At 67.4% G+C, this 20,425-nt stretch carries 16 protein-coding genes and 2 pseudogenes; 11 read left to right on the top strand and 7 right to left on the bottom strand.

The window, feature by feature from the left end:
* Positions 1-263: 263 nt before the first annotated feature.
* Positions 264-1,079 (bottom strand): MIP/aquaporin family protein, encoded by an 816-nt coding sequence (locus tag ACIP6N_RS28450; protein WP_401820290.1) that lies wholly within the window; start codon positions 1,077-1,079, stop codon positions 264-266.
* 467 nt (positions 1,080-1,546) lie between these two features.
* Between ACIP6N_RS28450 and nhaA the strand changes: the two genes are divergently transcribed.
* The 4 genes and pseudogenes from nhaA (at position 1,547) to ACIP6N_RS28430 (ending at position 5,368) form a co-directional block, all read left to right on the top strand.
* The gene (nhaA, locus tag ACIP6N_RS28445; protein WP_401820288.1) at positions 1,547-2,863 is read left to right on the top strand and encodes a Na+/H+ antiporter NhaA; all 1,317 of its coding nucleotides are present in this window, start codon (positions 1,547-1,549) and stop codon (positions 2,861-2,863) included.
* A gap of 147 nt (positions 2,864-3,010) precedes the next feature.
* Positions 3,011-3,430, top strand: a complete 420-nt coding sequence (locus ACIP6N_RS28440) for an ATP-binding protein (protein WP_401820286.1) — start codon at positions 3,011-3,013, stop codon at positions 3,428-3,430.
* Positions 3,431-3,793: 363 nt separating this feature from the next.
* Positions 3,794-4,610, top strand: a pseudogene (locus tag ACIP6N_RS28435) (phosphotransferase).
* A 149-nt stretch (positions 4,611-4,759) separates the two neighbouring features.
* Positions 4,760-5,368, top strand: a complete 609-nt coding sequence (locus ACIP6N_RS28430) for a GNAT family N-acetyltransferase (protein WP_401820284.1) — start codon at positions 4,760-4,762, stop codon at positions 5,366-5,368.
* Positions 5,369-5,489: 121 nt separating this feature from the next.
* Here ACIP6N_RS28430 and pcp read toward each other — a convergent pair whose 3' ends face one another.
* Complete coding sequence (gene pcp, locus ACIP6N_RS28425; RefSeq protein WP_401820282.1) at positions 5,490-6,131, bottom strand: pyroglutamyl-peptidase I; 642 nt, start codon at positions 6,129-6,131, stop codon at positions 5,490-5,492.
* Between the two features lie 888 nt (positions 6,132-7,019).
* Here pcp and ACIP6N_RS28420 point away from each other — a divergent pair.
* The 3 genes from ACIP6N_RS28420 (at position 7,020) to ACIP6N_RS28410 (ending at position 10,101) form a co-directional block, all read left to right on the top strand.
* The gene (locus tag ACIP6N_RS28420; protein WP_401820280.1) at positions 7,020-7,403 is read left to right on the top strand and encodes an SH3 domain-containing protein; all 384 of its coding nucleotides are present in this window, start codon (positions 7,020-7,022) and stop codon (positions 7,401-7,403) included.
* A gap of 991 nt (positions 7,404-8,394) precedes the next feature.
* Positions 8,395-8,880 (top strand): cation:proton antiporter regulatory subunit, encoded by a 486-nt coding sequence (locus tag ACIP6N_RS28415; RefSeq protein ID WP_401820279.1) that lies wholly within the window; start codon positions 8,395-8,397, stop codon positions 8,878-8,880.
* 6 nt (positions 8,881-8,886) lie between these two features.
* A complete protein-coding gene (locus ACIP6N_RS28410; RefSeq protein ID WP_401820277.1) occupies positions 8,887-10,101 on the top strand; it encodes a cation:proton antiporter in 1,215 nt (404 codons plus the stop codon).
* Positions 10,102-10,280: 179 nt separating this feature from the next.
* Here the strand turns inward: ACIP6N_RS28410 and ACIP6N_RS28405 are convergent, their stop codons facing one another.
* The 5 genes and pseudogenes from ACIP6N_RS28405 to ACIP6N_RS28385 all read right to left on the bottom strand — a co-directional run.
* Entirely contained in the window at positions 10,281-11,900 is a 1,620-nt protein-coding gene (locus ACIP6N_RS28405; RefSeq protein ID WP_401820275.1) for an SDR family oxidoreductase, read from the bottom strand.
* Positions 11,901-12,074: 174 nt separating this feature from the next.
* The gene (locus ACIP6N_RS28400; protein WP_401820273.1) at positions 12,075-12,485 is read right to left on the bottom strand and encodes a PTS-dependent dihydroxyacetone kinase phosphotransferase subunit DhaM; all 411 of its coding nucleotides are present in this window, start codon (positions 12,483-12,485) and stop codon (positions 12,075-12,077) included.
* Entirely contained in the window at positions 12,482-13,117 is a 636-nt protein-coding gene (dhaL, locus tag ACIP6N_RS28395) for a dihydroxyacetone kinase subunit DhaL (RefSeq protein WP_401820389.1), read from the bottom strand. The genes ACIP6N_RS28400 and dhaL overlap by 4 nt, the downstream gene beginning before the upstream one ends.
* 61 nt (positions 13,118-13,178) lie before the next feature.
* Positions 13,179-14,171, bottom strand: a complete 993-nt coding sequence (dhaK, locus tag ACIP6N_RS28390) for a dihydroxyacetone kinase subunit DhaK (protein WP_401820270.1) — start codon at positions 14,169-14,171, stop codon at positions 13,179-13,181.
* A gap of 765 nt (positions 14,172-14,936) precedes the next feature.
* Positions 14,937-15,645: pseudogene (locus ACIP6N_RS28385) on the bottom strand (transposase family protein); the annotation flags it as partial.
* Between the two features lie 409 nt (positions 15,646-16,054).
* Between ACIP6N_RS28385 and ACIP6N_RS28380 the strand changes: the two are divergent.
* The 4 genes from ACIP6N_RS28380 to ACIP6N_RS28365 all read left to right on the top strand — a co-directional run bounded on the left by ACIP6N_RS28380 (position 16,055) and on the right by ACIP6N_RS28365 (position 20,403).
* The gene (locus tag ACIP6N_RS28380) at positions 16,055-16,963 is read left to right on the top strand and encodes an FkbM family methyltransferase (protein WP_401820268.1); all 909 of its coding nucleotides are present in this window, start codon (positions 16,055-16,057) and stop codon (positions 16,961-16,963) included.
* A 347-nt stretch (positions 16,964-17,310) separates the two neighbouring features.
* Positions 17,311-18,153 carry a hypothetical protein gene (locus tag ACIP6N_RS28375; RefSeq protein ID WP_401820265.1) on the top strand — a complete coding sequence of 281 codons (843 nt, stop codon included), beginning with the start codon at positions 17,311-17,313 and terminating at the stop codon, positions 18,151-18,153.
* 50 nt (positions 18,154-18,203) lie between these two features.
* Entirely contained in the window at positions 18,204-19,505 is a 1,302-nt protein-coding gene (locus tag ACIP6N_RS28370) for a glycosyltransferase (RefSeq protein WP_401820264.1), read from the top strand.
* Entirely contained in the window at positions 19,450-20,403 is a 954-nt protein-coding gene (locus ACIP6N_RS28365) for a polysaccharide deacetylase family protein (protein ID WP_401820261.1), read from the top strand. The genes ACIP6N_RS28370 and ACIP6N_RS28365 overlap by 56 nt, the downstream gene beginning before the upstream one ends.
* Positions 20,404-20,425: the final 22 nt, after the last annotated feature.

Genomic DNA, 20,425 nt, shown 5'->3' with positions numbered 1-20,425 from the left:
GTTCCTGGCCCGCGTCGGGCTTGACGACCTCGCACCGCACGCCACGCGTGACGACGGCAGCTCGCGGGCAGCGGCTCCGCTCGGGCAACCCGGGAAGGGAGGGCGGCCTGCGGCGGCGGTGCGTCGTCGGCGTCTGCTCGACGCGAGCGGTCGGCACGGCACAGCCGTGAAAAGCAGCCGTCCCGGACGTACCCGGCCGGGAAGGGCCGAGCAGATCCGGGACGTGGTCCGGGGCTGGAACAGACGTACCGCGCCTGCCGCTGTCAGGGTTCGGTAACCGGCGCCCTGGCCGGCTCCTGGCCACCCACCTTGGGCAGGTAACGCCCCACCAGCAGGAGGTACGCGCCCGCGCCGACCAGTCCGCCGATCAGGGGGCCGACGATCGGCACCCAGAAGTAGATGTTGCCGTACTGATCTCGCCAGGCCGTGTCGTAACCGGTGATGAAGCTGGCCAGACGCGGCCCGAAGTCACGGGCCGGGTTGATGGCGTAGCCCGCGTCGGCGCCCCACGCCATACCGATCGCGACGACGACCAGTCCGGTGATCAGCGCTCCGAGGTTGGCGCCCGGAGGTGTGTTCAGCAGGTCGGTGATGGCGAAGATCACGAAGAGGAGGATCGCGGTGCCGATGATCTGGTCGCGGAAGGCTCCCCACTCGCTCACCGGCAACGTGCCGTTGCCGGGAAGAGTGGAGAAGACGAACTGCGACTTGAAGGTGTGGCCGGGGTCGAACTTGGCCAGCACCTCCGTGTAGTTCCACCGCACCAGCAGAGCGGCGGCGAACGCTCCGAGGGTCTGCGCGATCGCGTAGGGCACCACCTTGCTCCACGAGAAGCCTCTGAAGGTCGCCATGGCCAGGGTCACCGCCGGATTGATGTGGGCGCCGCTGATACGGGCTGCCACATACACACCGAAGGTGACGCCGAGTCCCCAGGCCCAGGCGATGCTGTCATGGTCGCCGAGGTCGGCGGCCACCACCTGGGCCACCACGCCGCAGCCGAAGAGAATGAGGATGAACGTACCGGCGAATTCTGCGGACAGTTCGCCGACCAGACCTGTTCTCGCCAAGCGTTTTGCCATGAGTGCCTGCCTCCAGACCGTCCAGGACGTTGTGATCCTGACCATAGGTCGAACTGATCAGGACGGCAGAGCGACGTACTCGACCCCGGGTTCACGGCCGTCGCCGCGAGTGTCCCGATCAGTGTTTTCCGGGTCCGGCGGCTCATGCGTCCGGGTGTAAACGGTTTGTACGGGAGAGGCGGCCGGTGCGACTGGCCGGAGGTGGTCCGTCCCTGGTGACGAGGCGAGGTGGGTGGCCAGGGTGCCGTTATCGAGCCTGGCCCAACTGGCCCAGTCGTTTCTCGTCAGACCTCACCAATGCTCCAAATGGGGATTGGAGCGTGAGCAAGAGACATTCGGCCCGAAGGCGGTGTGCTGGATAAGGTGTCGGTAACGCGTGCAAACACGCGCTGGTGTGCCGGGAAGTCTGGTCGGCGTCAGGGGACAGTTGTCTCCGTTCCACGACCGTGCACCCGGAGGCCTTCCTCATGCCTGTTCCCACGCGTAAGCGATCGCCGTTCCTGACACTGCTCCCATGGCCCGAGCGCAAGGCCTTGGCTGAGGCCCTGCGTACGGAGACGGTCGGTGGGCTCGTGCTGCTGGCAGCAGCCGTCATCGCCCTGGTGTGGGCGAACTCGCCGTGGAGTCACTCGTACGAGACCGTCCGCGAGACACACTTCGGCATCTCGGCGCTGGGGCTGAATCTGTCGGTGGGACACTGGACCTCGGACGGTCTGCTCACCTTGTTCTTCCTGGTCGCCGGGGTCGAACTCAAGAGAGAACTCGTGGTCGGGGAACTGCGGACACCGGCCGCCGCGGCCCTGCCGGTGGTGGCGGCCGTGTGCGGCATGATTGTGCCTGCCGTGCTCTATGTCGTGGTCGCCGGGGGCGGCGGCGGCTCGCTGGAGGGCTGGGCCGTGCCGATGGCCACGGACATCGCGTTCGCACTGGCGGTCCTGGCCGTCATCAGCACCAGCCTGCCGTCCGCGCTGCGTGCCTTTCTGCTCACCCTCGCCGTGGTGGACGACTTGGGTGCGATCTTCGTCATCGCAGTCTTCTTCACCAGCGACCTGAACATCCTCGCCCTCCTCGGAGCGCTGGCGGGGCTGGTTGTCTTCTACATCCTGCAGCGCAAGCGGGTCCGCGGCTGGTGGTGGTACGTCCCTCTCGGAGTCGTGACATGGGGGCTCATGTACAACGGTGGAATCCATGCCACCGTCGCCGGCGTCGCGATGGGTCTCATCCTGCGTGCCACCGCGGACGACGGCACGGACGGCAGGAAAGCCGAAGCGATGTCGCCCGGCGACCGCACCGCCCATCTGCTGCGGCCCTACTCCGCGGCCATCGCCGTTCCCTTGTTCGCCCTGTTCGCGGCCGGTGTAAGTGTCTCCCTGGCCTCGCTGGGTGATGTGTTCACCCGTCCCGAACCTCTGGGAGTCGTGTTGGGTCTGGTCGTCGGCAAGACGCTGGGCATCTTCTGCGGCACCTACCTCGCCGCCCGGTTCACCCGGGCCCGGCTCAACCCCGACCTGTCCTGGGCCGATGTGTTCGCCCTCTCGGTCCTGGCCGGCATCGGGTTCACGGTGGCGCTTCTGATCGGCGAACTGGCCTTCCCGGACGGGGCAGTGGCCGGACATGTCAAGGCGGCCGTACTGTGCGGTTCGCTCATCTCGGCGGCCCTCGCCGCCTTGCTCCTCAAGCGGCGCGACCGCGTGTACCGCCGTCTCTGCGAGGTGGAAAACCGTGATGACGACGCCGACGGCATTCCGGACGTTTACCAGCAGGGCCAGGGAGAAGCGAAGTGAAACCCCGTCACCGGTCACGCCCCTAGCCTCTGGCATTCGGTGGTGTCAAGACCCACCCTGAAGAATACGATTGCCGATCAAATGTTCGGGCACCAGCAGCTATGGACCGGCCACTCGGAGGGGTCCGCGACGAAGGGAGTGATTTCCATGCGTACGCACGGGCGTACCGCTCGGCGAGCCGCGCGCGCCACGTACGTACTGCCGCGTTCGGAGACCTCCGCGTGGTGGGCGCGATACCTCACAACGGCTTACCTCAGCCACGGCTGCGGCGAACAGGTGACCCCGGAGCAACTGGACGACGCGAGGCTGGTCGTCTCCGAGCTGGTGACCAACGCCACCCGGCACGGCCGGAGCAACTGCCGACTGCAGCTGCGGGTGGCCCACGGGCAGGTCACCGTACAGGTCTACGACAACAGCCCCGAACGCCCACGCCTGCCCACCTCCGCCGTCGACCCACTGGCCGAGGGAGGCAGGGGCATCGCGATGGTACGAGGACTCTCAGAGCGGTTCTCCGTACTCGGCGGCCCTGGCACCGGCAAGACGGTGCAGGCGGTTCTGGCCTGCTGACGTACATGTACGGAGGGGTCACGCCGACGGCGGGCGGGCCCACCAAGCAGGAAGGTAGCGGGCAATGCCTGCGCTGCTGATGCTTTCGCGGTCTGTTCTGCAGGCGCGGGCGACGGTGCGGGACCGTCCCGACGCCAGGGCGTGCCGGGCGTCGCAAGCCCGGCGGAACTTCGTAGCACGCCCCAGGGCCTGTCTGACAAATCCCGCCTGGCACGCACCACTCGCCGCGTTGACGGAGTCGCCCGAGTACGTCCAGTACGCGGGCGATCCTCCGCCTTGCGATTGCACGCACCAGACGCCGCGAGCCCCACCCTTCGGGCGGACGGCGCTATGTGCCAGACAGGCCCTGGTCTGGTGGCTGTGATGGAGGAAGGCGGGGCATCGGCCGGTGAAGCGCTGCGTGGTGGCATGGCGAACGCGGGCGCGGTCTTCCGCAGGAGAACCCTGGTGGAACGTCCGGCTCCACCGAACGCGCGCTCCCTCCACCGGCTGCTCGCCGCGCTGCGCCGGAACGCTTCGAGGCCGCTCCGGTCCCGGTCGCTCGGCCGCTGACGGCCGCGAGCAGCTGACCTTCATCCCCGGCGAGGTGGCTGTACCGCCTTTTCCGCGCTGGGTGTTGACGCCAACGGCCCTGGGGTCGGTGGGACGGCTGCTGCGGCGTCTGCACGAGGCGAGCGCGTCCCTTCCGCTCGATGCCCGCGCCGACTGGCAGCGGGACCTGGCCGATCCGGAAGGAGGGACGACGCTGTGCCACAACGACGTGTGTCCGGAGAACGTCGTCTTCCGCGACGGCAGAGCCATCGCCCTGATCGACTTCGATCTTGTGGCGCCCGGCCGCCCCGTCTGGGACGTCGCCATGACCGCCCGCTACTGGGTGCCCATGCTCGACCCCGCGTCCGCGGCCGTCGCGTACCCGGACGGACTGGACGTACCGGCGCGGCTGCGGCTGCGGATCCTCGCTGACAGCTACGGCCTCTCTCCGCAGGAACGTGCCGAGTTGCCCGACGTCATCGAGCAGGTGACCCGGACCTGCCGGGCCTTCGTGGCCGGCCGTGTGGCCGGCGGTGATCCCGCCTACCTCCAGGCGCTCGCGGAGCACGGTGGCTGGGGGCGCTGGGACCGCGTACAGACCTGGCTGTCGGCCCACCGCGGGACCTTCAGAGCCACGCTGCTGAACTGAAGCCCTCCGCAAGGTCATTGGGCGGCAGCCTGACGAACTCGACTTCCGGGCAAGGCGGATGCGACCCGCCGTGACGTGGCGGGTCACGGGCCGTCGCGGTGATCGCGGGAGCTCTGGACGCAGGTCCGGCGGCATGATCCGATGACGGAATGACATCGTTCTGGACGGGCGAACGGGTACGCCTGCGCGGTATCGAGCCCGACGACTGGACCGCGTTCAGGCGCTTCGCCGAGGACGAAGAGGGGCTGGGAGACGTGTTGAACCCGCCCCGCTCCGCCGAGGGCTACCGCGCCTGGGCGACACAACAGGCCGCTGCCGCGTCCGGCGGGGATTGCTTCCAGTTGGCGATCGAAGCCGTCGACACCGGGGAGACGGTCGGTGCCGTCGGCTCGCACCACGCCGACCCACGCGCGGGCTGGTTCGAGTACGGCGTCACGATCGGCGCCGGCCACCGGCGAAATGGCTACGCGGCGGAAGCCGTAGTGCTGTTGCTGCGCTACATGTTCGCCGAGCGGCGCTATCACAGGTGCGAAGCGCGGGTCTTCGCGCACAACGAGCCCTCGTTGGCGCTTCATCGCAGGTTCGGATTCGCCGAAGAGGGCCGCCTTCGCGATCGGGTGTTTCTCGCCGGCCGGCACCGCGATCTCGTCGTGATGAGCATGCTCGCGGGCGAGTTCGCCCAGCTCCACCCGGTGAACGAGCGGAGAACGCAGTCGGCGGGCTGCGCCGCACGGTTGTCGGGCAACAGCCCTTCCTGAGAAGCCGATCCGAGACCCATGTGGGCCATCGTCCTTGCCGGACCGGTCCCATGGGCGAGGCGATCGGCCGATTTCTCCCGCCGGCAGTCACGTTCCCGCAGCCACGCTTCACCGCTTCCGCTCAGTGAATCGCTCCTCCGGCCACTTTCAGGTCCGTCGCCGTACGCGCCGCCGTAGCGAGGATCGCGCCGAGTCCGGCGGCGATGTCCCGTACCGACATGGAAGGCGCGTCCTCGGCTGTCACCTGGTGCGGTGCGTACGGCACATGAACGAACCCGCCGCGCAGGCGCGGCCGTTGTGTGGCGATGAGATGGGCGAGGCCGTAGAAGACGTGGTTGCAGACGAACGTGCCCGCCGTCTGGGAGACCGAAGCGGGCAGGCCCGCTGCTCGTACGGCCTCGACGCACGCCTTGACGGGCAGCGAGGCGAAGTACGCCACGGGGCCGCCCGGCACGATCGGTTCGTCGACCGGCTGGTTGCCCGCGTTGTCGGGGATGCGGGCGTCGTCGATGTTGAGCGCCACCCGTTCCACGCTCAGACCGGGCCTGCCGCCCGCCTGGCCCGTGCACAACACGAGGTCGGGGTCCAACTCCGTCACGGCCGAACGCAGTTCCGCGATGGCCACGCCGTAGACACAGCTCAGCTCGACCGCCGTGACATCGAGGCCGGCGGGCGGCTCCGCGGCGACCAGGGAGGCCGCCTCCCACGACGGGTTGGTGTCCTCCCCGCCGAAGGGCTCGAAACCGGTGATCAGGACTTTCATGGTGGCCTTCCGTCACAACGCGAAGAGATGGATGAGCAGGATGCTGCAGACCAGCCAGACCAGCCAGACCAGCCAGACCGGCAGACCAGCAGGACGCCGGCCGAGGGCGCCGTGCCTTGATCGGTCCGTACTGGTCTTTCGGTTCGAGCGGCGCGGCGGGTACGAGGTCGGAGTTCGCGGCCATCGGCGCACACAGGCTGCCGCAGAAGCCGGCGAGCGTGCCGATCACGGTGAGGACGGCCACGCCGACACAGTAGAGCGTCACGGCGGCGAGCAACCCCCCCGCCGGGAAGCATCCTCCTGTTGTCTTCCCGGCCTGGGAGCCCGACCCAGGCCGCCTGGAAGATGGCGCCGAGCACCGCGAGCAGCTGCGGCACCAGCAGCGCCCAGAGCCCATCGACTCAGCAGACCGCGGCCCGCCGGACCGGCACGAACACCTCGTGCGTTGCCGCAGCGCCCACCTGCCGATGCCCGGGGCGGGCACGAACAGCTTGTGCCGAAGCGCGCGGCGAGAGTGAGTCACCGGTGCGCTCCCGTGAGGGCCCGGCCGCTCGGCGGGAAGAAGCCCCGCGTTCCGCGCTCGCGCGGAACGCGGGCAACGCCAGCAGTACGCGGTCGGCGAAGAGTTCAGGAGTCGCGGGCCGACTGTTCTCACGGGACGGACGGCTTGTTCCGGGAAGCCCGGACGGGGGAGCGGGAGGGAAGGCTTCACGGGCGCGCTGTCGAACAATTGACGCCTCGTCACCGCTCGTTCGGGCGTCCCCTGGGATCTGTTATTGCCTCATCCGAGTGAGGATTTCGTTTCGGTCTGGCGGTTGCGTCGTCCGGCATGCCATAAGGGACTCATCCTCCTACGTGAAAGAGGCAATTGTGTACAGACTGCGCACCATGCGACGCGCCACCGCAGCGCTCGCCGTACTCATGCTGGCCGGCGGCGGAGCCCTGGCCGCCACTCCCGCCAGCGCTGCCGACACCCCCGCACCCGCGGCGGCCTCGGCCCTCACTCCGCAGGCACCGAACGGGTCGGAGGAGCGCGTCGCCCGGGGTGAGGTCGTCTCGCGGCTCCCGCTGAACATCCGTGAGAGGCCGAACACCCACTCCCCGGTCCTGGGAAGTCTCCGCCCGCACACGATCGTCACGCTGGCCTGCAAGGTCCGGGGCGAGGACGTGGAAGGCAACGACCTCTGGTACCGCCTCGACGGCGGATGGACCGGCTACGTATCGGCCCGTTACGTCGACAACTTCTCACCGGTGAGTTTCTGCCGGTACTGACCGGGACCCAGGGTCGCGGGAGACCGGACGGACGCCGAGCACGGAACCGTGAACCGCGAACACGCGGGCCCGTGAGCGAGGGCCGTCCGCCTTGTCCCGACGGGGCCTGACAGTGGGGTCCGCGCCGGCGGCGAGGGGGAGCGTCCGCTCCCCGAAGGAGGCGGCGCGGCCCTCACTCCCGCAACCGGCGCGCGCCGGCCGCGGCAGAAGGTGTGCGGCGGTGATCCCGGCGAACGGGGGGAGCACCGGCACGCTGCGGCGGTGGAGCCGGCATCAGAAGACAGAGCCGCGCGATCAGGCGCGAACGGCAGCCCGGAGTACGGCGCGGACAGTGGCGCGCGTACGCCGGGCTGTCGGCATTCCGGCATGAGGCTGCCGGCTGCTGCGTCGGTCGTGAGCGTCCGGGCGGGGAGCCGGCGGAGCGGCTCACCGGCCGGCGGTCATCGCTGTCGTCGGCGTCCCGGGCGCGAGGCGCAGGGACCCTGCCCCACGGCGTGCCGACGGGGGAGCGATGAGCCCGGAACCGATCCCGGAGAGCCGAGGAAACCCGCCGGCGCCGGTGGACCGGCGTCCGAGCCGCCCTGGACCGTCCGGGCGACGGTGAGCGGCCGGGACGCGGTACGGCTCGGCGCCCGTCGCCCCGTGTGGTCCGGCCCGTGCCGCACCGGGCGACGGGCGCCCGAGCCGGCGGTGAGTGATGCGCGGCACCGACGCATGCCCGCCCGGGCGGTCCGCGTCGGATGCGCGGCACCGGGTTCACCGCCATCACGCCCGCACCGGATCCGGTCGCACCGGACCACTTCGTTCCGCTCGTGCGTATAAGGTGTATTGTGTGATGGTTTCGTGCACTTCGTGTGCGGTGTGTCAGATCCATTGGTGAGGCCCACGCACCATCCGTCCGCAGGTGCGCGGACTCCCAGCACGATCGCCACCTTGTTCGATGACGGATGATGGTGATCCGGACACCATCACGCCGTACGGAGCGTCATCCATGGAGCCAACAGCTCACGTCAGCAAAACCCCCCTTCCAGGGGTCGGGACCCGGTACGACCTGACCACGGACGGAGGCCGTCACATCTCGGTCGTCGTCCACCAGGACGGTCGGCGCATCCTCGCGTTCCACGACCCCCAGGACGACGACAACTGCAAGGACGCCACCGCGCTCGCTCCGGACGAGGCGACCGCGCTGTCCAAGCTCCTGATGCCCGACCCCGTCGGCCATCTTCACCAGCACCTGGAGATCGACCTCGTCACGGAACACATCCCGATCAGCAAGCGCTCCCCGTACACGGGCAGGACGCTCGGCGCCACGCAGGCACGCTCCCGCACCGGCGCCTCGATCGTGGCCGTACTGCGCAGGACCGACGCGTTCCCCTCGCCCACTCCGGACTTCCGTTTCGCCCTCGGGGACACCCTCGTCGTCGTCGGGACCCGGGAAGGCGTGGACGCCGTCGCTGAACTGGTCAACGGAGGATAGAAGCCCGTGCACGACACCACTGCCCTGCTCATCGAGCTCGGCTCCATCATCCTGGGCCTGGGCATACTGGGCCGGCTCGCCCTGCGAGTCGGCTTCTCTCCGATCCCGCTCTATCTGCTCGCCGGACTCGCCTTCGGCAACGGCGGACTGCTGCCGCTCGGCGCCAGTGAGGAATTCGTCGCCACGGGCGCCGAGATCGGCGTCATCCTGCTGCTGCTCCTGCTCGGACTGGAGTACGCGGCCTCCGAGCTCGTAGCCAACCTGAAGACCCAGTACCCCTCGGGTGTGGTCGACTTCGTACTCAACGCCACACCGGGCGCGGTCGCCGCGCTCATCCTCGGCTGGGGTCCCGTCGCCGCCGTGGCACTGGCCGGCGTGACCTGGATCTCCTCCTCCGGAGTCATCGCGAAGGTCCTCGGCGACCTCGGCAGGCTCGGTAACCGTGAGACACCGGTCATTCTCGGCGTCCTGGTCATCGAAGACCTCGCCATGGCCATCTACCTCCCGCTGCTCACGGCCCTTCTCGCCGGCCTGAGCATCGCCGGGAGCAGCCTTGCCCTGGTGATCTCGCTCGGCACGGTCGGCGCGGTCCTCTACCTCGCCCTGCGCCACGGCCGGCTGATCAGCCGTGCGGTCTCCACCGACAACAAGGAAATGCTCCTTCTCGTCGTGCTCGGCCTGACGGTCCTGGTGGCAGGCGTTGCCCAGGAACTCCAGGTCTCGGCAGCCGTCGGCGCCTTCCTCGTCGGCATCGCCCTCTCCGGCGAGGTCGCCGAAGGCGCGCACAACCTGCTCTCCCCGATGCGCGACCTGTTCGCCGCTGTCTTCTTCGTCTTCTTCGGTCTGAACACCGACCCGGCGGCCATTCCGCCGGTGCTCGGGACAGCTCTGATCCTGGCGGTCATCACCGCCCTGACGAAGATCGCCACCGGCTGGTACGCGGCGCGCCGCGCCAAAGTCAGATCAGCGGGACGCTGGCGTACCGGCGGCGCTCTGGTGGCCAGAGGGGAGTTCTCCATCGTCATCGCGGGTCTCGCGGTCGGCGTGGAGCCCCGTATCGGTCCGCTCGCCACCGCCTACGTCCTGATCCTGGTGATCCTCGGACCGCTCGCGGCGCGCTGGACGGAACCCCTGGCCCGGCGTTTCAGCCGCACACCCCCGCCCGGACCTCCGGCGCCGATCGTCCCGGAACCCACGGGCACGGCGCACACCCCGGCCTGATCAACCCCAACCCCCGACGACGAAGCCGGACGCGGCCCGCCGTGGTGGGTCTTACAGGCGCTGCCCGCGGGGCATGCCTGTGAAGACCCACCCCGGGCCGCGGGCCTCGGCCCGCACGACGCGGACCGCGGCCGAGCCCTTGTGAAAAAACCTCCGCGTGAGTTTGCCGGGCCAGGGGATCACCGGCGGTGGTTCTGCCGTCCGGCGACCAGATCCTGTTCCCGCACGGCCACGCCCGGGCCCGCGACCTGTTCCCGCTTCCCCGTGACGAGCGCGGCCTTGGCGATGTTGCGGGCCATCCCGCCGAACACCACGCCGTGGAACGGCCAGACGGCCCACCAGTACGCATGCCCGAGCAGCCCCTGCGGATGGAACAGCGCCCGCTGACGGAACACCGCACGGCGACGGCCGTCACCGCGATCCCGCGCCGGGTCCGCGCGCAGCTCCAGCCACGCCAGCCCCGGCAGCCGCATCTCCGCGCGCAGCCGCAGCAGCCTGCCCGGCTCGATCTCCTCCACCCGCCAGAAGTCCAGCGAATCGCCCACCCGAAGGCGTTGGGCGTCCCGTCTGCCCCGTCGCAGACCCACCCCTCCGACCAGCCGGTCGAGCCATCCGCGTACCGCCCAGGCCAGCGGGAACGAGTACCAGCCGTTGTCCCCGCCGATGCCCTCGATGACGCGCCACAGCTCCTCGGGAGACGCGGCCACGGCCATCTCCCGGTGATCGGTGTACAGGCTGCCGCCCGCCCAGTCGGGGTCGGTGGGCAGCGGATCGCTCGGGGCACCCGGTACCGAGGCGTTCGACCAGCGGGTGGTCACATTCGCGTCCTGGATGCGGCGCAGCGCCAGCTCGACCGCCCGGTCGAAGGTGAGCGGGCCGCCGGGCGGATCAGGAACGTACCGTGCGAGATCGTGCTCGTGGCAGATGACCTCATTGCGCAGCGACTCCGCGAGCGGCCGGGCGATCGACCGGGGGACCGGTGTCACCACCCCGATCCAGTGGCTGGAGAGCCCCGGGGTGAGTACGGGCACCGGGAGGATCAGCCGCCGCGGCAGACCGGCCACCAGCGCGTAGCGCTGCATCATGTCCCGGTACGTCAGCACCCCGGGCCCGCCGATGTCGAAACTCCGGTTCACCTCGCCGGGCAGTCGCGCGCAGCCGACGAGATACCGCAGGACGTCCCGGACGGCGATCGGCTGGATGGACGTGCGCACCCAGCTCGGCGTCACCATCACCGGCAGTCGCTCGGTGAGGTAACGCAGCATCTCGAAGGAGGCCGAACCGGAACCGATGATCACAGCGGCCCGCAGGACCGCGGTCGGTACACCGGAATCCAGCAGGATGCGGCCCACCTCCGTACGGGAGCGCAGATGGGGCGAGAGTTCACGCTGGGGGACTCCGGCCGGGGTCAGACCGCCGAGATAGACGATGCGCCGCACTCCGGCGGCCTTGGCGCGTTCCCCGAAGATCGTGGCCGCACGGCGGTCGGTTTCCGCGAAATCCCCTCCGCTGCCCAGCGCGTGCACCAGGTAGTACGCGACATCGACGCCCGCCATCGCCGCGCCGACGGAATCGGCGTCGGTCACATCGCCCCGGGCGACTTCGACGCTCCCGGTCCAGGGCTGGTCGCGCAGCTTCTCCGGCGTCCTCGCGAGGCAGCGCACCTGATGACCGGCGGCCAGCAGCTCGGGCACCAGGCGGCCGCCGATGTATCCCGTCGCCCCGGACACCAGGCAGCGCAGCCTCCGGGAGTCGGGGGCCGCCGCCGTTTCCGACTTCTCAGGACCGTCGAGTTCCATAAGCCGAGCGTGGGCCCGCGGGCGCACATCAGCAAGGCGAGCGGACGCCGGGCCCGGCGCGCGGACCGCTCGGTGACGGGGACGGGACGGGCCCGCGTACGCCGCTGTCCCCGGCCGGGACATCCCCGGCCGGGGACAGCGCTGTACATCCGACGCCCGGACGCCGGCGGGACCTCAGACCTTGCGGTACGTGTACGCCTCCGAGGCGGCCGCCTCCACCGCGTCCAGATCGCCCCCGGCGGAGGCCGTGACCAGCGCGGCCACCGCGCCCTCGATGAACGGAGCGTCCACCAGCCGCGCACCCTCGGGCAGTTCGTCGCCGTCGGCCAGCAGGGTCTTCACGGTCAGCACCGCACTGCCGAGATCCACCAGCAGCGCCACACCCCCGCCCCGGTCCACCTCGGCGGCCGCGGCGGAGATCAGCTCGGAACTCGTACCGAGCCCGCCGTCGGGGGTGCCTCCCGCGGCCGCCACCGGAGCGAGCGCCCCACCGCCCGCGAGACCGCGGGCCAGCTCCGCGACGGCTTCCGCGACCGGGCCGCTGTGCGACACGAGCACGATGCCGACCGGCTTGTCCAGGCTCATGCGCCCGCCGTCCCGTTGGCCGTGCCGCCCGTCGTACCGTCCGCCGTCTCGGCGAGCGCCGCGATGAACAGCGCCGACGACGTGGCTCCGGGGTCCTGGTGCCCGATGCTCCGCTCGCCGAGATAACTCGCCCGCCCCTTGCGCGCTTGAAGCGGCACGGTCGCGAGCGCCCCCTGCTCCGCCGCCTCCGCGGCCGCCGCGAACGACGTACCGAGCGCCGCCACCGCGGGCTCCAGGGCATCCAGCATGGTCTTGTCCCCCGCCTTCGCACCGCCCAGCTGCGCCACGGCCGCCACCCCCGCGCCCAGGGCCCGGGCCAACTGCTCCCGGCTGACCTCGCTCTCGTCACCGAGCGCTTTGCCCGTACGCCGCAGCAACGTTCCGTACAACGGTCCCGAGGCGCCGCCCACGGTGGATATCAGCTGTCGTCCCGCCAGCGTCAGCGACGCCGCGGGCGTGGCCGGCGGCTCCTTCTCCAGCACATCCGTGACGGCCCGGAACCCCCGCTGCAGATTGCTGCCGTGGTCGGCGTCGCCTATCGCGGAGTCCAGTTCGGTGAGCCTGGCGGCCTCCCGCTCCACCGCGCCGGCGATGGCTGTCAGCCAGCGGCGGAAGAAGTCGGTGTCGAGCATCGGTCCTGGTTCCTTCGCAGGCACGGCATCTCCTCGCAGGCGTAAGCGTTTCCTCGCTGCTTCAACGGCCCCACCGGAGCGCGGCGGTCTCCACCGGCGCGTCCCAGAGCCGCAGCAGCTCCTCGTCGACCTGGCAGAGCGTCACTGAACAGCCCGCCATGTCGAGCGAGGTCACATAGTTTCCGACGAGCGTACGGGCGACCGTCACTCCCCGCTCGGCAAGTACCCGCTGGACCTCGGCGTTGAACCCGTACAGCTCGAGCAACGGCGTCGCACCCATACCGTTCACCAGTGCGAGTACGGGGCCCGAGGGCTTCAGGTCCTCCAGCACGGCGTCCACGGCGAAGTCGGCGATCTCCCGCGAGGTCATCATCGCCCGCCGCTCCCGCCCGGGCTCGCCGTGGATCCCGATGCCGAGTTCCAGCTCGCCCTCCGGCAGATCGAAGGTGGGACTGCCCTTGGCGGGCGTACTGACGGCGGTCAGCGCGACGCCGAAACTGCGCGAGCTCTCGTTCACCTGCCGTCCGACGGCCTCGACCCGCTCCAGGGAGGCCCCCTCCTCGGCGGCGGCGCCGGCGAGCTTCTCCACGAACAGCGTGGCCCCCGTCCCGCGCCGCCCCGCGGTGAAGAGACTGTCGGTCACCGCCACGTCATCGTTGACCAGGACCTTCGCGATCTGGATGCCCTCGTCCTCGGCCAGCTCCGCGGCCATGTCGAAGTTCAGGACGTCGCCGGTGTAATTCTTGACGACGAACAGCACTCCGGCCCCACTGTTCACAGCGGCCGCGGCCCGCACCATCTGATCCGGCACCGGGCTGGTGAACACCTCGCCGGGACAGGCGGCCGACAGCATGCCGGGCCCGACGAATCCCCCGTGCAGCGGCTCATGGCCGGACCCGCCCCCGGAGACCAGTCCGACCTTTCCCGCCACCGGCGCGTCACGCCGCACAATCACACGGTTGTCCACATCGACGGAAAGCTCAGGATGAGCGGCGGCTATCCCCCGAAGGGCATCCGCGACGACGGTCTCCGGCACATTGATGAGCATCTTCAACGCTGTCTCCTAGGTAGGGTAGCGGCCGCGTCTCTGACCAGTGTTTTTGCAGGTCGGAGGGTGTGTGGGCATTTTGTGATCTTGGCGCTCTTCAGTGGTTGGAAGCGGGTTCCGGCGGTACTGATGCTGACTTTACTGACGCATGGTCAGTTCTCTGTGGAGAGGTCTGGAGCCGCGGTTCGCCGCTCGCTTTCAGTATTGATCGATTCCGGCCGAGTCGCATTGCATACGGCGTAGCGCTGAGGCAAGGCGTAGGCCGGTTTCATCTCTGTGGCCTCTAGCAGGGACGTTGGTCGCTGATCGGGAATGTCGGAAACGTTCCAAGGTGCCAGCCCGCCCCCCTTCATGCGCAAGCGGGAACTGCCGGTGATCATGGCCGTTGGCCAGGCATGTCCGACTGTTGTCAGCGAGCGGCTCGGGAGGTACACGAACTTCGCCGTTTTCCTCGCATGGCCTTCGTCGCCGTCCGGGCCGGTGAGGTCCACAGCAATCCCTCCGGCATCACTGTCACCCCCTGCACCTTTGATGGGCAGGTCACCCTCGACTTGTCTCTCGTCACCAGGCGGGCAGTCCGGACTCCCCTTCCAGTATGGAAATCGATCTGGTCGTTCTCGGAGCTTACGGGCGACGCGCCCTCCCGTCACCGGCGCACGGCGCTCGCAAACGCGCGCCGCCATCACCGAGGAGGCGCCCGGCGGCAAACCGCCCGGGAACGGGTCTGCCGAACAAGCGCTCGTGTCGCGTAGTGAGGCTTTTCCAGCCTCGGTTTGAGCAGGTGCGGTAGAGGGTGAGGACGGCTTGGACGAGGCTGGTGGTGCGGGTGGTCGAGTACCGGAGTCTGCGCGGGAGCCGCCAGGTCTTGAGAGTGGCGACGCCGGGTTCGACCAGGGCTCGGGGCTTGGTCTGCGGGCGGTTCACGGTCTGCTGCCCTCGGACGGACCCCCCGCCGGCCTCGGTACGGCGCGTGGAGCCGGTCCGGCGCCCTGGCAGCCCTTTTCCGCCATCAGTCGGTGTCTGCGGGGGTGAGGGCGCGGAGGATGCCGTGTTCGCGTGCGGCGCGGATGCCATGGACATTCTCCGGGCGAGGCGGGCGGGGCCCACAGGAGACTTCCGGCCGGGTCGGCGAGGACGTGGAGGCTCATGCCGTGCTTCTTGTGCGTGACCGGGTGGAACAGCCGGTCGGCGGTGGTGCGGTTGATGGGCAGGAGAGCGCCGTCGAGCAGGACGAACGCCTTCTCGACGTTTCGCGGACCGTTTGGTTGAGCGTGGGTGTCAGGGCGGCCAGGAGGCCGACGGCTTCGGTGATGTACCGGTAGGCCGTGGTCGTGCCGTGTCGAACCCGGCGGCGAACTGGGCGTAGGTGCCCGTCGCGTGGGTGGGCGAGGGCGGGCACGGTCTGTCGGCCGGCGCTCAACCGCTGCCGACTGCCGATCGCGCGGCGAGGTTCACGGATACGGGCGGTGAGGAAGCGAAGACACGGTCCGAACGAGTGGACGGCACGTGAAGTCTCTGGTGATACGGGTGATCTTGGTTGTGAGCCCGTATCACCAGGGGCTTCACTCGTCTGTCACGCCAACCGGACTGCCGGCACAGCGAGTTGAAAAGCACTCAGTACGCTAACATGATCATCGGGTGTCACACTCCGCCGAGCGGCGCAGAGGGGGCCGTGGTGCTGTACGGCGGACCGCGAGAGCTTCGTCTTCGTCCCAGTCGATGTGTCCGGTGTCCGCCAAGGGCTCCGATCAGGCTGCGCGCTGAAGCGGACGGCTCGTTGGTATGCCGGTCCCCGGAACGCATACCCGACCGCGGGGCGCGAGCCATGCCTCGAGCCTCTCCATCCAAGGGAACACCACTCCTGCACGGGACGCACCGAGAGGACAGGCATGGCACGCACCGATCAGATGCCGGCTGAATCGACCGCCGCCGGCCACCAGGGCAGTGACAGCGGCCGGTCGGGCCAGTCGCTCCAGCGGAACGAAGTCGGGGACCTGCTTCAGCGACTGGCGGAGATGGCACCTCATGACCCCCTTGAGGTCAGCGTCCGTCATCGCTCGACACACCTATTGAACGCGCTGTTCCACGATTTGGTATGCCTGGCGGAGCCGGCCCTTTTCGTCGAGGCAGGCGCTTTCGAGGCAGAGACCTCAGTGCGTGTGGCCGCCGCCGTACCAGGCTGCCGAGTGGTGGCGTTCGAGGCCAATCCATACGTGTACGAACGCTTTTCGGCATCGACGGACTACACCGGACAGCGTGTCGAATATCGCCATCAGGCGCTGTCGCGCGAACCGGGCGAAGTGCCCATCTTTCTCATAGCCTCGAGCTCCAGTTGGTCCGACGACCGGGTGGAAGGTTACAACTCGCTGCTCAAACGCGTGGGCGGAGACTGGCTGGGCGACGTCGAATACGAGGAAGTCGCCGTGCCGGCCACCACACTTGACCACGAGTTCACGGACATGGGTGGTCGCTTCGCCATGTGGATGGACGTGGAAGGGGCAACGGAGATGGTACTGGCGGGGGCGGAGGCTTTCCTCGACCGATGCGACGTCATAAAAATAGAGGTCGAGGAGAGCGCGTTTTGGAGCAACCAATGGTTGGTCGCCGACGTCGTCGCCGAGATGGCCCGGCACGGACTGGAGCCGCTGGCACGCGATTTCGAGACGGAGGAGCAATACAATGTGCTCTTCGGGAGTCGGGAACTGATTTCACGCAGTGACGTGCAGAGCCGAATAGCTCTGCACCACAACCAGGCATCCGCAACGGCGACGGAATCCCGAGGGACCTGCTCCACGTAAATTCTGGACGAGGTGAAATGAAAGCCCCGCTGCCCTTGATCCTGTACTGCTTCAGCGAATGAACCGTCGGCAAAAAGTTGCCGGACCATGGGAGAACCCTGTCCCCGAGAGTATGGGGGCTGCGGACGAATGACCGTATGTTCCTCACCTGCGGAACGTACGCCGATCGGCGGCAGTCCTAATCGCGGGCGATGCATCCGGGTTTTCACCTGATCGGCGTCGGCGGCTTCTCCGGTCCCCACCGTCACGTCGGAATCTCTTCTGCTTGTCGCCGGCGAGGCCCGCCTGCGGATAATTTTTTGGCTACCACCGAAATAGCTCGACACAACAGCGCGAAGGCGGGAATCATGGATCTGACCATCTCTGCGGATTTCTTTCAACGTCTACTCGATCTGGAATCGCGTATTGAGTCGCAAAACGTGGAGTGGTACGTCGAGAACTTCGAGAACAAGGTCATCGACTACTGGGCGGTGGAGCGCCCCGGTCGGCTGAAGCGGTCCCCGGAAACGGGTTCACCGATCAGGGAAGAAAGCACAGTATCGGAATTCCTGGACAAGACAGGAGTGCTCGACTTGTTCAGGAATCGCGATTCGGTCGGGTTGAAGTCGGTCCAATCTGCGGTCATCAACCCATGGGGGTTCGTCGGTTTTCAATTCGGCGAACCACTTCTGATGGACCTGCAATACTACCGCCCGGTCATGGAGACCGTGGTTGTCGATGGCGAGCGTCTCGTTGTGCCGTCTTACTACGCGAGCTCACTTCCAGAGACCACCTGGCGCGACGGCACGACAAGCTGCCTCTACCAGAATGAGTCAACCGGACGCTGGCAGGTGGGAACGGATGTCAACAGGTGGCAGGGAACATTCACAGGCCGAGATGGGGTCAACTCATTTGAGGACCTTCGACGTTATGACTGCCAGACAGCGATTCTTCGCCGTTCCCTCCGCCACAGCGTCAACATCCTGAACAAATACTTCGGAAAAAACGGCCAGGATCTGTGGACCGCGGGTGAGGACTACCCGACTCCAGCCAGTCTCCTCGGAGCTTGTCACCTCTGCGGCCCCTTCGGTGTCGTCGCATACCTGGAGAGCGGTCAATTGCGCTCTGACGAAGCCGGTACATCGATCAGCACATACCTGAAGGCATTTGCTGACGTCACCATCGCCTCGCATGACGTCTTCGCGGCGTGACCCTCATAGTGACGCATTCGGCACTCGGAAAATCGTGACGGTGAATCACAGTGAATATAGACGTTGCCTTCTTCCTGTTGGCCCTGATCACTTCCTTTTCGTCGCTCCAGGGCTTCATCTTGTTGCTCATGGCCAGGAAGCACAAGGAAGTGACTTCCGACGGGATGCCCGGGACGCACCGACGGGTATCAGTTCTTATCCCCTGCTTCAACGAGCGGAAAGTATTGCGTAAAACACTCGAGTCAATTCTGACGTCGAGACGAGTGAATATAGCCCGTATTATCTGCATAGACGACGGATCGACTGACGGAACTATCGAAGTCATGCAGGACATGCACCGGCTTCACGGGGACATCATAGTAGTTCTCGGTCAGACGAACATGGGGAAAGCGGCAGCGCTCAATCACGGATTGACCGCTGTGGATACTGAGTTTTTCGTTTCCATTGACGCCGATACCCAGGTCATGCCGGATACGATCGCTGACCTGCTCGTCGACTTCGACGACGCTGCTGTTGCCGCGGTCTCGGGACACATGCTTGTCGGAAATCGGCGTCCCGCGAGCAAGGTTGTCTTCGGCGCGCAGGTCCGAGAGTATGAACTTGCAAACAATATCGAACGCCGCGCGTTCTCGAAAATTCGCCGGATAACCGTTGTGCCTGGAGCGGTGGGCGCATTCCGCAGCGAGGCGGTGGCGAGTGTCGGAGGCTATCCCGAAGGGACGCTGGCCGAGGACGCGCATCTGACCATGCTGCTTCTGATGGACGGCCGGAGGGCAGTGCACCGGCCGTCGGCGCTCGTGCTCACGGAGGCACCGGACACTCTCGCCGGCCTCTACAAGCAACGGGTCCGCTGGGCAACAGGTAAAACTCAGGTAATCCTGCGCCTGGCAAGGCCTGCGCTGAAGCAGCGCGGCAGCATGCTGCTGATCTGGTCCTATATGGCCTGGAATCACTCGATTCTCCCCTTGTTCTCGTTGCTCGGCATGATTTTCTTGCCTGCGAGCGCCGCGGCAATTCTTGCGCGCGGTGAACAGTCCACAGGCGCAGCTGATGTTGCACAGGTGGCTGTGATCGCAATCGCTGTCGTCCTCGTGAACTACCTTTACTTCTGGGCCTCCAGGAGATTTTCTCATTCTCTTGACGCGGCCGGGAGGGCAGCGGCGGGCCTCGCGGAGACGCCCACAGGGTTCAGGTCCACCGTAATCATCCCGATAGTGGGTTCCGTTGCCTCCTGGGTCGCCTGGCACACGGTCATCACGGGCAGGCGGGGCACCTGGAACAAACTCGAGAGAAGCGGTGACGTACGCCTCCCGGCAGACCGGCAGCCCATTCCTGCCGCTAATGGAGAATGAAGATCGAGTGAATAACGAACCAGCCGTGGCCCGGAAAAGGGTTGCTTTCAGCTTCGACGACGTACCGCATGACCCCGGCGCTTTCTTCACGCCCGACGAACGTACAGCTCTGCTGATCGAGCGGCTGGCGCAGGAACATATCGACCAAGCGGCGTTCTTCGTCATAGTCGGAGACTTCCAGGAGCCTCGAGGTCGGGGCGGAGAGGGACGGGTCAGGGCCTATACAGAGGCGGGGCATGTGCTGGGAAGCCACAGTTACAGCCATCCGAGGCTTTCAGAAACGTCGGTTGAAGATTTCATAGCGGATATCGATCGAGCTGCGGAGTGGTTCACCGGCAGAGAAGGGAAGAGGCCATGGTTCCGATTCCCTTTTCTCGACGAAGGTGATCTCGATCCCAGTAAACGTTCCGCAGTGCGCGCGGCGTTGAAAAACAGTGGGTACGCCAACGCGTACGTGACCGTCCTCACCTTGGACTGGTATCTCGACTCGCTCCTCGCGCAAGCCGTGCATGATCACCGCGACTTCGACATCGCGGCAGTTCGTGACCTCTACGTGGAATCTCTCCTGGAACCCGCTGAATTTTATGATCAATTGGCCGTCGAGGCCCTGGGCAGGTCGCCGGTGCATGTGATCCTGCTGCATGAGAATGATCTCAACACTCTATTCATCGCAGATGCGGCCCGCGCATTTCGTTCCGCAGGCTGGGATATTGTCCCGATGGACGAGGCGTACCAAGATCCCATCGCTTCGATTGAGCCCGACGGCTGGTGCGGATCGGGCCGTGTCGCTGCATTGGCGTTGGACAGCGGAAAAATTCGCCCATTCGGAATCGAGTGCAAGATCCTGGAGCCGGAAACAATGCTTCAGGCATTCGAAAGGCGGGTGTTCCGGAAATGATGCGGGCGGCGCGGAATTCGAT

Origin of the sequence: Streptomyces sp. NPDC088725 (assembly GCF_044751305.1) — a bacterium.
Lineage (GTDB): Bacteria > Actinomycetota > Actinomycetes > Streptomycetales > Streptomycetaceae > Streptomyces.
The sequence above is the reverse complement of the archived record's forward strand: the minus strand, read 5'-3'. Positions and strand labels throughout refer to the sequence as shown.

What these genes read in the sequence shown, in the direction of transcription:
- ACIP6N_RS28450 (WP_401820290.1), bottom strand. Translation starts at nt 1,079, where the DNA reads ATGGCAAAACGCTTGGCGAGAACAGGTCTGGTCGGCGAACTGTCCGCA.
- nhaA (WP_401820288.1), top strand. Translation starts at nt 1,547, where the DNA reads ATGCCTGTTCCCACGCGTAAGCGATCGCCGTTCCTGACACTGCTCCCA.
- ACIP6N_RS28440 (WP_401820286.1), top strand. Translation starts at nt 3,011, where the DNA reads ATGCGTACGCACGGGCGTACCGCTCGGCGAGCCGCGCGCGCCACGTAC.
- ACIP6N_RS28430 (WP_401820284.1), top strand. Translation starts at nt 4,760, where the DNA reads ATGACATCGTTCTGGACGGGCGAACGGGTACGCCTGCGCGGTATCGAG.
- pcp (WP_401820282.1), bottom strand. Translation starts at nt 6,131, where the DNA reads ATGAAAGTCCTGATCACCGGTTTCGAGCCCTTCGGCGGGGAGGACACC.
- ACIP6N_RS28420 (WP_401820280.1), top strand. Translation starts at nt 7,020, where the DNA reads ATGCGACGCGCCACCGCAGCGCTCGCCGTACTCATGCTGGCCGGCGGC.
- ACIP6N_RS28415 (WP_401820279.1), top strand. Translation starts at nt 8,395, where the DNA reads ATGGAGCCAACAGCTCACGTCAGCAAAACCCCCCTTCCAGGGGTCGGG.
- ACIP6N_RS28405 (WP_401820275.1), bottom strand. Translation starts at nt 11,900, where the DNA reads ATGGAACTCGACGGTCCTGAGAAGTCGGAAACGGCGGCGGCCCCCGAC.
- ACIP6N_RS28400 (WP_401820273.1), bottom strand. Translation starts at nt 12,485, where the DNA reads ATGAGCCTGGACAAGCCGGTCGGCATCGTGCTCGTGTCGCACAGCGGC.
- dhaL (WP_401820389.1), bottom strand. Translation starts at nt 13,117, where the DNA reads ATGCTCGACACCGACTTCTTCCGCCGCTGGCTGACAGCCATCGCCGGC.
- ACIP6N_RS28380 (WP_401820268.1), top strand. Translation starts at nt 16,055, where the DNA reads ATGGCACGCACCGATCAGATGCCGGCTGAATCGACCGCCGCCGGCCAC.
- ACIP6N_RS28375 (WP_401820265.1), top strand. Translation starts at nt 17,311, where the DNA reads ATGGATCTGACCATCTCTGCGGATTTCTTTCAACGTCTACTCGATCTG.